General features: G+C 69.1%; 12 protein-coding genes. 9 read left to right on the forward strand and 3 right to left on the reverse strand.

Annotated elements, in window-relative coordinates; all coding sequences use genetic code 11:
• Positions 1 to 146 precede the first annotated feature (146 nt).
• The 6 genes from ACFWV3_RS33550 (at position 147) to ACFWV3_RS33575 (ending at position 5,560) form a co-directional block, all read left to right on the forward strand.
• Positions 147 to 1,145, forward strand: a complete 999-nt coding sequence (locus ACFWV3_RS33550) for an ABC transporter permease (protein WP_382417279.1) — start codon at positions 147 to 149, stop codon at positions 1,143 to 1,145.
• The gene (locus ACFWV3_RS33555; RefSeq protein ID WP_382417281.1) at positions 1,138 to 2,073 is read left to right on the forward strand and encodes an ABC transporter permease; all 936 of its coding nucleotides are present in this window, start codon (positions 1,138 to 1,140) and stop codon (positions 2,071 to 2,073) included. Before ACFWV3_RS33550 ends, ACFWV3_RS33555 begins: the two co-directional genes overlap by 8 nt.
• Positions 2,073 to 3,236, forward strand: coding sequence for an ABC transporter ATP-binding protein (locus tag ACFWV3_RS33560; RefSeq protein ID WP_382417283.1), 1,164 nt, complete (start codon positions 2,073 to 2,075; stop codon positions 3,234 to 3,236). Before ACFWV3_RS33555 ends, ACFWV3_RS33560 begins: the two co-directional genes overlap by 1 nt.
• Positions 3,233 to 4,225 carry an ABC transporter ATP-binding protein gene (locus ACFWV3_RS33565; protein WP_382417285.1) on the forward strand — a complete coding sequence of 331 codons (993 nt, stop codon included), beginning with the start codon at positions 3,233 to 3,235 and terminating at the stop codon, positions 4,223 to 4,225. The genes ACFWV3_RS33560 and ACFWV3_RS33565 overlap by 4 nt, the downstream gene beginning before the upstream one ends.
• A 77-nt stretch (positions 4,226 to 4,302) precedes the next feature.
• Complete coding sequence (gene mshB, locus ACFWV3_RS33570) at positions 4,303 to 5,139, forward strand: N-acetyl-1-D-myo-inositol-2-amino-2-deoxy-alpha-D-glucopyranoside deacetylase (RefSeq protein WP_382417287.1); 837 nt, start codon at positions 4,303 to 4,305, stop codon at positions 5,137 to 5,139.
• On the forward strand, positions 5,129 to 5,560 hold the full coding sequence (locus ACFWV3_RS33575) for a hypothetical protein (protein ID WP_382417289.1): 432 nt from the start codon (positions 5,129 to 5,131) through the stop codon (positions 5,558 to 5,560). Before mshB ends, ACFWV3_RS33575 begins: the two co-directional genes overlap by 11 nt.
• On the opposite strand, the gene ACFWV3_RS33580 is transcribed toward ACFWV3_RS33575, so the two are convergent.
• On the reverse strand, positions 5,536 to 6,177 hold the full coding sequence (locus tag ACFWV3_RS33580) for a GNAT family N-acetyltransferase (RefSeq protein WP_382417291.1): 642 nt from the start codon (positions 6,175 to 6,177) through the stop codon (positions 5,536 to 5,538). The genes ACFWV3_RS33575 and ACFWV3_RS33580 overlap by 25 nt on opposite strands.
• 233 nt (positions 6,178 to 6,410) lie before the next feature.
• Here ACFWV3_RS33580 and fdxA point away from each other — a divergent pair, with 233 nt between their 5' ends.
• Together fdxA and dapC are read left to right on the forward strand one after the other, a co-directional pair.
• Positions 6,411 to 6,740, forward strand: coding sequence for a ferredoxin (gene fdxA, locus ACFWV3_RS33585; RefSeq protein ID WP_218130387.1), 330 nt, complete (start codon positions 6,411 to 6,413; stop codon positions 6,738 to 6,740).
• A gap of 2 nt (positions 6,741 to 6,742) precedes the next feature.
• On the forward strand, positions 6,743 to 7,834 hold the full coding sequence (gene dapC / locus ACFWV3_RS33590; RefSeq protein ID WP_382417306.1) for a succinyldiaminopimelate transaminase: 1,092 nt from the start codon (positions 6,743 to 6,745) through the stop codon (positions 7,832 to 7,834).
• On the opposite strand, the gene ACFWV3_RS33595 is transcribed toward dapC, so the two are convergent.
• The gene (locus tag ACFWV3_RS33595) at positions 7,824 to 8,729 is read right to left on the reverse strand and encodes a hypothetical protein (protein ID WP_382417293.1); all 906 of its coding nucleotides are present in this window, start codon (positions 8,727 to 8,729) and stop codon (positions 7,824 to 7,826) included. The genes dapC and ACFWV3_RS33595 overlap by 11 nt on opposite strands.
• An 83-nt stretch (positions 8,730 to 8,812) precedes the next feature.
• Entirely contained in the window at positions 8,813 to 9,769 is a 957-nt protein-coding gene (dapD, locus tag ACFWV3_RS33600; protein WP_382417295.1) for a 2,3,4,5-tetrahydropyridine-2,6-dicarboxylate N-succinyltransferase, read from the reverse strand.
• Positions 9,770 to 9,864: 95 nt separating this feature from the next.
• On the opposite strand from dapD, the gene ACFWV3_RS33605 reads away from it, so the two are divergent.
• The gene (locus ACFWV3_RS33605; RefSeq protein ID WP_382417296.1) at positions 9,865 to 10,437 is read left to right on the forward strand and encodes an MSMEG_1061 family FMN-dependent PPOX-type flavoprotein; all 573 of its coding nucleotides are present in this window, start codon (positions 9,865 to 9,867) and stop codon (positions 10,435 to 10,437) included.
• The last annotated feature ends 107 nt before the right edge of the window (positions 10,438 to 10,544 follow it).

A 10,544-nucleotide genomic window follows, 5' to 3' on the forward strand; every position in this document is an offset into this window, starting at 1 on the left:
GTGCTGCGGGGGAGTTGGGAGGGGGGGGGGTTGGGGGCCCCCCTCGCCCCCCCCCTCCCCCCGGAGAGCGAACCCGCCCAACAGAAAAAAAAAAAAACCAACCCCCCCCCCCCCGCCCGAGCGGGTTGCCCCCTAGGGAGCTCGTCGTGATCCGCTACATCATCCGGCGCCTGCTGATCTCGGTACCCATCCTGCTGATCGGCAGCTTCGCCTGTTACGTCCTCGTCGCCACCGCCGGCAACCCCTTGGCGGAGATGCGATTCCGGCCCGGTGTCACCGAAGCCGACATCAAGGCCGCCGAGATCTCGCTCGGCCTCGACAAGCCCGTCGTCGTCCGCTACTGGAACTGGCTCACCGACTTCGTGTCCGGTGACTGGGGCCAGAGCATCGCCCTCGGCCAGGCCAAGACCGCCGTCTTCCCCGCCGTCACCGACGCGCTGTGGACCACCGGCCGCCTCGTCATCGGCGCGGAGCTCCTCGCTCTCACACTGGGCGTCTCGGTCGGCGTGCTCGCCGCCGTGCGCCAGTACTCGATCTTCGACTACCTCGCCACCAGCACCGCGTTCCTCATGTTCTCGATGCCGATCTTCTGCGTCGCGGTCATCGTGAAGAACTACGGCATCCAGTTCAACAACGTCCTGGAGTCGATGGGCCTGGACCGCTGGCTCACCACCGCGGGTCCGAGACCGGGTGGCTTCAGCGGCAGCTTCGGTGAGGTGATCTTCAAGTACACCGGCACGTTCCTGCTGCCGACGGTCGCGCTGATGCTGATCAGCTTCGCCGCCTACAGCCGGTTCGAACGCGCGTCGATGCTGGAGATCCTGCACTCGGACTTCGTGCGCACGGCGAGGGCCAAGGGCATCTCGCAGGGCCGCGTGATCTTCCGGCACGCGTTCCGCAACGCGCTCATCCCGGTCGCCACGCTGTTCTCGCTGAACTTCGGTTCGGTGCTGTCCGGCGCGATCATCACCGAGACGGTGTTCGGCTGGGCCGGCATGGGCACGCTGCTCGTCAACTCGGTGCGGCAGTTCGACCCGCCGATGCTGATGGGCTGGCTCGCAGTCACCGCGACGCTGATCGTGCTGTTCAACCTGATCGCCGACGTCGTGTACGGCGTCCTCGACCCTAGGATTCGCCTTGGCTAACATCAACTTGGCGTCCGAGGGCGGTGGCGCGGTCGGCAGCGCTCCGCAGGCCGACTCGCACGAGTTCGACGCCTCCAAGACCCGCACGCAGGGCCAGCTGGTCATGCGCCGCTTCCTGCGCCACCGGCTCGCGATGGTGAGCCTCGGCGTCTTCGTCTTCCTCGTCCTGTTCGCGTTCGTGGGCCCGTTCATCTGGACCTACGACTTCGAGGACGTGACCAGCAAGTCCTACCAGCCGATGAGCGGCGCCCACCCGCTCGGCACCACGCAGGTCGGCAAGGACATGCTCGCGCTGCTCATGCGCGGCACCGGCTACTCGCTGCAGATCGCGCTGATCGTGGCCGCACTGGCCACGGCCATCGGCGTGACCTTCGGCGCTCTCGCCGGATATCTGCGCGGCTTCGTCGACACGGCGCTGATGCGCCTGGTCGACCTGCTGCTGATCATCCCGCAGATCGCGGTCGCCGCGATCGTCGTCAAGGGGTTCTCCGGCAGCTGGTACGTCGTCGCGCTGGTGCTCGCCGCGTTCGCCTGGATGCAGATCGCCCGCATCACGCGCGGTGAGACGCTTTCGCTGGCACAGCGGGAGTTCATCGAGGCGGCGCGGGCCTGCGGCGCCTCGACCCCGCGGATCATCTTCAAGCACCTCGTGCCGAACATGATCGGCAGCATCACGGTCAACGCCACGCTGGCGATCGCCGCCGCGGTGCTCACCGAGGCCGCGCTGTCGTTCCTGGGACTGGGCGTCCAGCCCCCGGACACCTCGCTCGGCGTGATCGTGCTGGAGAACTACGGGCAGTTCCTGAACCGGCCGTGGCTGTTCTGGGGTCCGTTCATCGTGCTCGTGTCGCTCTCCCTCGCCGTCAACTTCATCGGTGACGGCCTGCGCGACGCGTTCGACCCGAGGCAGACGAAGGTGCGTGCCTGATGACTTCCGTTTCCGAACTGTCGGAGGACTTCCTGTCCTCCGGCGACACCACCGCACCGCTGCTCTCCGTGAAGGACCTGTCGGTCACGTTCCCGACCGACGACGGCGACGTCCGCGCCGTGCGCAACGTCTCGTTCGACCTCAACGCCGGCGACGTGCTCGGCATCGTCGGCGAGTCGGGCTCCGGCAAGTCGGTGTCCTCCATGGCGATCATGGGCCTGCTGCCCAAGAACGCCGTCATCGAGGGCTCCATCCGCTACCGCGGCGAGGAGCTGAACGGCCGCACCTACAAGCAGATGCAGCCGTTCCGCAGCAAGCACATCTCGATGATCTTCCAGGACCCGATGACGTCGCTGAACCCCGTCTACACCGTGGGGTGGCAGCTCGCCGAGACCTACCGCGCGCACCACGACGTCTCGAAGAAGGCGGCGTGGGCCAAGGCGGTCGAGGCGCTGGAGCTCGTCGGCATCCCGCAGCCGGACAAGCGCGCGGCCCAGTACCCGCACGAGTTCTCCGGCGGCATGCGGCAGCGCGTGGTGATCGCGATGGCGATCATCAACGACCCCAGCGTGATCATCGCCGACGAGCCGACCACCGCGCTCGACGTGACGGTGCAGGCGCAGATCCTCGACACCATGCTGCGGCTGCAGTCCGAGACCGACGCGGCGATCATCATGATCACGCACGACCTCGGCGTGGTCGCGGGCATGGTCAACCGCGTGCAGGTGATGTACGGCGGCACGGTGGTCGAGTCCGGCCCCGTCGACGACGTCTTCGAACGGCCGCGGATGCCCTACACCGTCGGGCTCCTCGGCTCCGTGCCGAACCCGGCGTCGCTGGGCAAGCGGCTCACCCCCATCAAGGGCGCACCACCGTCCCTGGTGAACCTGCCGACCGGCTGCTCGTTCTCACCGCGCTGCCCGCTCGTCGCGGACGTGTGCCACGAGTGGGAGCCGGAGCTGGAGGAGGCCGGCCCGAAGCACACCACGCGGTGCCACCGCTGGGAGCATCTGGCGACGGTCGACCAGCCGCAGAAGCTGTTCCTGCACGACGAGATCGGCACGGTGGAGAACCCGGCCGCGTTCGCCGCGGCCAACCCCGACGAGTCGCTCGAGGTGACCGCCGTGCACGGCTCGTTGATCACGGATGAGGAGGCGAAGTGACCGCTCCGCTGCTGGAGGTCACCGACCTCGTCAAGGAGTTCCCGGTGCGCGGCAAGGGGATCATCCCGCGCAACATCGGCACGGTGCAGGCCGTGTCCGGCGTGTCGTTCACGCTGCACCCCGGCGAGACGCTCGGCCTGGTCGGCGAGTCGGGCTGCGGCAAGTCGACGACCGGCCGCGCGATCCTGCAGCTGCACAAGCCGACCTCGGGCTCGGTGAAGTTCGACGGCCGCGAACTCACTTCCATGAGCAACAAGCAGCTCCGGCCGCTGCGCAAGGACATCCAGATCGTCTTCCAGGACCCGTACGCGTCGCTGAACCCCAAGTGGCAGGTCAACGACATCATCGCGGAACCCCTGCAGATCCACGGTGTCGAAGGCGGCGTGCAGCGGCGGGTCAACGAGCTGCTCGAGCTCGTCGGCCTGAACCCCGAGCACCGCAACCGCTACCCGCACGAGTTCTCCGGCGGCCAGCGGCAGCGCATCGGCATCGCCCGCGCACTGGCGCTGAACCCGCGGTTCCTGGTGCTGGACGAGCCGGTGTCCGCCTTGGACGTCTCGGTGCAGGCCGGTGTCGTGAACCTGTTGGAGGAGCTGCAGGAACGGCTCGGGCTGGCCTACCTGTTCGTCGCGCACGACCTCTCGGTGGTGCGGCACATCTCGGACCGGGTCGCGGTCATGTACCTCGGCAAGATCATCGAGATGGGCGAGCGCGAGGCCATCTACACCAAGCCGATGCACCCGTACACGCAGGCGCTGCTGTCCGCGGTGCCGATGCCGGACCCGAAGCAGGAACGGCAGCGGCAGCGGATCGTGCTGACGGGTGACGTGCCGTCGCCGGTCAACCCCCCGTCGGGGTGCCGGTTCCGCACGCGGTGCTGGAAGGCGCAGGACATCTGCGCGACCGAGGAACCCAAGCTGGAAAGGCGAGGGGGACCGGACGGAACCCTGTCCGCATGCCACTTCGCCGAAGAACGAGCAGTGGTTTAAGGGATCCGGCCGACGAGTCGGGTCTTTAGCAAAGGCCGCCTTTATCAACCGATGAGGGCGGCCTTTACTCTTTTCAAGTGACGCTCACCGCCCCGCCTCGATTGCTCTTCGTGCACGCCCACCCGGACGACGAGAGTCTCTGGACCGGCGGCACCATCGCGCGTTATGCCTCAGCAGGTGCCCACGTCACGGTCGTCACCTGCACCCTGGGAGAAGAGGGCGAGATCATCCCTCGCGGCTTGGCGCATCTCGCCGCGGACCAGGCCGACCAGCTCGGCGGGTACCGCGTCGGTGAGCTGCGGTCCGCCTGCGCCGCCCTCGGCGTGACCGAGCACCGGTTCCTCGGTGGCATCGGCCGGTGGCGCGACTCCGGCATGGTCGACGTGCCGTCCAACGCCAAGCCGCGCGCGTTCATCCAGGGCGCGCTCGAGGAGCAGACCGCCCAGCTGGCCGAGATCCTGCGCGAGGTCAAGCCCCAGGTGGTCGTGAGCTACGACGCGTTCGGCGGGTACGGGCACCCCGACCACATCCGCGCGCACGAGATCACGATGGCCGCGTGTGCCCTGGTGTCCGACGTCGAGCGGGTGTTCTACGCCGTGACGTCCCGCGACGCCACGGACGAGGGCGTCAAGACCTTGGAGAACGTGCCCGAGGCGTTCCGGTTGCCCGAACCCGGTGAGCTGCCGGTGACGCCGGATGAAGAGATCACAACGGTTGTCGACGTGTCCGAGCACCTGACCGCGAAGCGGCGGGCTTTGCGTGCACACTCGACCCAGGTGAGCGTGTGGGACGGCGGGTACGCGCTGTCGAACGACATCGCGCAGCCGTTGGTCGGCGCCGAGTACTACGTGATCGCGAAGGGCTCCGGCGCCGGGGCGGAGACAGATCTGTTCGGAGGACTGGGTGACCGGTAGCACGCGGGTACTTCTTCTGCTGCTTCTGTGCGTCGAGGCAGCGATGCTCGCCGTGCTCGAAACGATGTTCCTGCCCCTGCGCTTCGACGGCACGCTGCTGCCGGAGCTCGGGGACTTCCCGTTCCCCGTCATGATCGCGGTGGCCGCCGTCACCACACCCGTGCTGGTGTCGTGGGCGGCCTCGCTGTCCGAACGCGTCCTCACCGCCGCGTCGCCGTTGATCGTGTGGTTCCTCACGCTGATGGTGTTCGGCTACCTCGAACCGGGCGCCACGAGGGAGACCATCGTGCTGCTGCAGGACTGGCGCGGCCTGCTGATGTTCGCGGGCGGCATGCTGACCGGTGCGGTGGCCGTGGGGGCCGTGATGGCGCGCAACGCGGCCAATCGGCCCGGCCTCTACGAGACCGCCGGCACCCAGTAGCGGTAGCGGTGGTGCTCGGTGCAGCCGAGGTCCTCGTACAGCCTGATCGCCGCCTCGTTGTGCTCGGCGACCTGCAGCACGCACGTCGTGGCGCCCTGCTCCAGTCCCCAGCCCGCCAGCTCGCCCATGAGCCGCCTGGCGAGCCCCTGACGGCGGTGCGACGGCCGCACGGCCAGCCGGGCCACGTGCAGGACGTCCTCGACGACCGCGCCCCGCACGGCCGCGGTCACGGTCCCGCCCTCGGTCAGGCTCGCGAAGCAGACGTTGCCGCCGCTGCCGAGCACGTGCCGTTGGGCGGTGGTCACCTCGGATCCGGCCGTCATGTCCCACCATCCGGGAAGATCACGACTCACGGCCACGCCCGCGGCGAACTTCTCCAGCGGACCGGTCATGACCTGCGACTCCGCCCCGCCGGGGTGGTCGAGGTCGACCCGCCAGCCCGCGGCCTCGATCGCCTGCTCGTGCGGGGAGCCCTTGACCACGTGGGCGGTGGGTTTGATGCCGTGCTCGCGCGCGAACCCCTCCACGGTGATCAACGCGACAGGAATCGGCACGCCGGGATCGCCGCTGGTCAACGTGCTGTTGGCGCGGCCGGTGAAGCCGTCGGCGGCGCGCATCAACCAGTTTCCGAGCGGAACTTCTGCCAGGGCGGGCCATGCTCGCGCGCAGAGCGTTTCCAGTTGATCCACGGTGTGCACAAGTCCATCCTGGCCAAGATCGGGGAGGATTTCCGGGCAGGTGTTGTGACGTGGCACACCGTGCAGCTAAGGCAAGCCTGACCGGGTGATACTCGAACGTGCCGCGTACTCTCCGGCTTGCGCGGTGTGACCAGATGAAGTTGGAGAGCGCAGTGACTTATGTGATCGCCCAGCCGTGCGTGGATCTGCTCGACAAGGCGTGCATCGAAGAGTGCCCCGTCGACTGCATCTACGAAGGCGACCGGATGCTCTACATCCACCCCGACGAGTGTGTGGACTGTGGCGCGTGCGAACCGGTGTGCCCGGTGGAAGCCATCTACTACGAGGACGACGTCCCCGACGAGTGGAAGGACTACACCAAGGCGAACGTCGACTTCTTCAACGAGCTCGGCTCGCCCGGTGGCGCCTCGAAGGTCGGCAAGGTCAGCGCCGACCCGGAGTTCGTGAAGGCGCTCGCACCGCAGGCTGCCGAGGGGCATTGATCATCCAACGCCGAGGTCCGGCCCTGCCGGACTTCCCGTGGGACTCGCTGGCCGACCACGCCGCCAAGGCGCGCACGCACCCCGGCGGTGTGGTCGACCTGTCCGTCGGCACGCCCGTCGACCCCGTTCCCGCGGTGATCCAGGCCGCGCTGTCGTCCGTCGCGGACGTCCCCGGCTACCCGACCACCCACGGCACCCCCGAGCTGCGTGCGGCCTTCGTCGCCGCGGTGGAGCGCCGGTACGGGATCGCCGGGCTGCCGCCGGAGGCGGTGCTGCCCACCATCGGCTCCAAGGAGCTCGTGGCGTGGCTGCCCACCCTGCTCGGCGTCGGGCCGGGTGACGTCGTCGCAGTGCCGTCCGTGGCGTACCCGACCTACGAGGTCGGCGCGCTGCTGGCGGGGGCGACCGTCGTGCGCCTCGCGGACGGGGAGGAACCGCCCGCCGGCACGAAGCTGGTGTGGCTCAACTCGCCGTCGAACCCGACCGGCCGGGTGCTGTCCGCGTCGCAGCTGCGCGACGCCGTGGCCGCGGCCCGTGCGGTCGGAGCCGTGGTGGCCTCGGACGAGTGCTACCTGGCGCTGCCGTGGGACGCGGAGCCGGTGTCGGTGCTGCACCCGTCCGTCGTGGACTCCTTCGACGGCGTGCTCGCCGTGCACTCGCTGTCGAAGTCGTCGTCGCTGGCCGGGTACCGGGCCGGGTTCGTCACCGGCGACCCCGAGCTGGTCGCGGGCTTGCTGGAGCTGCGCAAGCACGCCGGCATGATCGTGCCGCGGCCGGTGCAGGAGGCCATGCGGGCCGCGCTGGAGGACGACGAGCACGTCGCCGAGCAGCGGTCGCGCTACCTGGCCCGCCGCGAGGTGCTCAAGCCCGCGCTGGAGGCGGCCGGGTTCACCGTGTCGCACTCCGAGGCGGGGCTCTACCTGTGGTCGTCGCGCGGTGAGGACGCCTGGGAGACGATCTCCTGGCTGGCCGACCGCGGGATCCTCGCCGCTCCCGGCACGTTCTACGGGCCGGAGGGCGAGAAGCACGTGCGGATCGCGCTGACGGCCACCGACGAACGGATCGCGGCGGCCGCCGAGCGCCTTAAGGCTTGAGAGCCGACCACACTCTGCGGGTGAACTGGTTGGGCGGCACCGCGTCGGTGGTGAGCCGGACCGACGTGCTGATCTCCTCGCCGCTCAGGCCGAGGCCGAGCACGAGGTGCCAGTGCAGGTCCCAGAGGTCGGAGAACGCGTCCAGCTCCACGTCGGCGTCCGCGCTGACGTGGAGCACGGCCGGTTCCGCGACCCGCACGACCCGTTCGACCGCCCGCACGTCCCGCGTGTTGGTGCGGAAGCTGAACTGCAGGTCGACCGTCTCGCTGTCGAGCCCGTACGTCGCGTACGAGTGGCAGCGGTGGTGCGGCAGCGACAGCGGCTGGTTCGTCTCCAGGTAGAGATCGCCCTCGAACCGCAGCGTCGGCGAGTGCTGGCTCAGCGTGGCGCGGGCGTTGACGAACTCCCAGCCGGGCATGTCCAGCTTGGGCACCAGCAGCTCCAGCACCTCACCGCGCCGGGCCGACCGGGTCCTCTCGCCGGAGCGCCACGGGATCTCCCTGCTGTACGGCTCCTTCTTCGTCACGAACACGTACGGCGCGTTGTCGGTCTGCAGGCTGAGGACGACGACCGTGCGGCCGCGCGCCCAGTCGAACGCGACCGTCGTGAGGCCTGGTGCGACGCCGTCGAAGTGGCTCTCCACCCTGGGCCACCAGCTCGACAGCTCCTCGGCGGGCGCGCCCTTGACGTAGCGGCCCTTCTCGTCGACGCCGACGATCCACATGGCCTCGGACCCGCGGGCGGCGTTGCACAGCGCGGCGATCTGACGAGCGGCCTTGCCGTGGTCGACCGGCCACTGCGTCTTGAACTCCACGAAGGAGTCCTCCGACTGCGCCCCCTGGAGGGCACGCTCGATCGCGGCGCGAGCGTTCAACTCGAGTCGCTGTTTCAGCACGTGCACCTCCTTGAGCCCGGCCCTCCCAGACGGTACGGGCCCAGCCTGCCTGAGCAGACCGGGCCCCGGAAACCGCGTTCTTCCTAGTCGTTCGCGTGCAGCGCGGCGTTGAGCTCGACCCCGGTGCCCGCCCGTGGCTTCACGAGGACCGCGCCGGTCACCGAGTCCCTGAGGAAGAGCAGGTTCGACTGCCCGCTCAGCGTCACGGCCTTGACGACCTCGCCACCGGGACCGGTCACCTTGGTGCCCGCCGTGATGTAGAGCCCCGCCTCGACCACGCAGTCGTCGCCCAGCGAGATGCCCAGCCCCGCGTTGGCGCCGAGCAGGCAGCGCTCGCCGATGCTGATGACCTGCTTGCCGCCACCGGACAGGGTCCCCATGATCGACGCGCCACCACCGACGTCCGAGCCGTCGCCGACCACGACACCGCCGGAGATGCGCCCCTCGACCATCGAGCTGCCGAGCGTGCCGGCGTTGAAGTTCACGAAGCCCTCGTGCATGACCGTGGTGCCGGCGGCCAGGTGCGCACCGAGCCGGACGCGGTCCGCGTCACCGATGCGCACACCGGACGGCATCACGTAGTCGACCATGCGCGGGAACTTGTCGACGCTGTAGACCGTCACCGGCCCGCGAACGCGCAGCCGGGTGCGGGTCTGCTCGAACCCGTCGACCGCGCACGGCCCGTGGTTCGTCCAGACGACGTTGGCGAGCAGCCCGAAGATGCCGTCGAGGTTGGCACCGTGCGGCTTGACGAGCCGGTGGCTCAGCAGGTGCAGCCGCAACCAGACGTCGTAGCTGTCACGCGGTGCGGTGGCGAGGTCGATGGAGACCCGGACCCCCACGACCTCCACGTCGCGCTCCGGGTCCTCACCCAGCAGCTTCGCCGCGGACTCGCCCAGCGCCTCCGCGATCTCCGCCGACGACAGACGGGTCGTCGCCAGCTCACCCGCGTCCTCGAGGAGCGGCGCGGGGTACCAGACGTCGAGGACGGTGCCGTCCGGGGTCACAGTGGCCAAGCCGATGCCGTATGCGGTGCTCACGGCACCGAGCTTAGTCCGACGGCAGGACGGCGCACCGGTGTGACCTGCCTCCGTTTCGCCACCCAGGTCAGGTGAGGCTGCCCTAAGCTGAAAGGGTGAGAGGAACCCCGATCGACAGCCTCGCCGAGCTGCGCGAACTGATCCCGGAACCCCACCCGCACCTGCGGGACAAGGCGATCACGGTCGTGGACGAGGGCTCCCGGCAGTTCCTGGAGGCCTCGACGTTCTTCCTACTGGCCACCACAGCCGCCGACGGCAGCGTCGACGTCTCCCCACGAGGCGACCCGGCCGGCACCGTCAAGGTCCTGGACGACCGCACCATCGCGTTCCCAGACCGCCCCGGCAACCGCCGGGCCGACAGCTTCCGCAATGTCCTCGAACACCCGCAGGTAGGCCTGCTCTTCCTAGTAGCCGGCCGCACCGAGGTCATGCGAGTCAACGGCCGAGCCACCCTGGTGCGAGACGCGCCCTTCCTGCTCGACTGCGGGACCCCCACCCCACTGCTGGGCGTGGTGCTGGACGTGGAGGAACTGTTCCTGCACTGCGGCCAGGCCCTGCGCCGCTCATCACTGTGGGAGCCAGAGGGCTGGCCGACTTTGGAACCGTCATTCGGCGACCTGGTCGAAAGCCAGAAACGGCATTGGAAGACGACAACGACGACGGACTAGCCACGCACCAGCGCGATGGCGAAGCCGAGCAGTGAAAGCTTGAAACAGAAGGTTCCGGTGGGGTGGTCCCGTCACGAGCCGTGGCACAGCACTCGCTGCACCTGAGG

Source organism: Lentzea sp. NPDC059081, from assembly GCF_042738015.1.
GTDB lineage: Bacteria > Actinomycetota > Actinomycetes > Mycobacteriales > Pseudonocardiaceae > Lentzea.

What these genes read in the sequence shown, in the direction of transcription:
- ACFWV3_RS33580 (WP_382417291.1), bottom strand. Translation starts at nt 6,177, where the DNA reads ATGCGCGCCGCCGACGGCTTCACCGGCCGCGCCAACAGCACGTTGACC.
- ACFWV3_RS33560 (WP_382417283.1), top strand. Translation starts at nt 2,073, where the DNA reads ATGACTTCCGTTTCCGAACTGTCGGAGGACTTCCTGTCCTCCGGCGAC.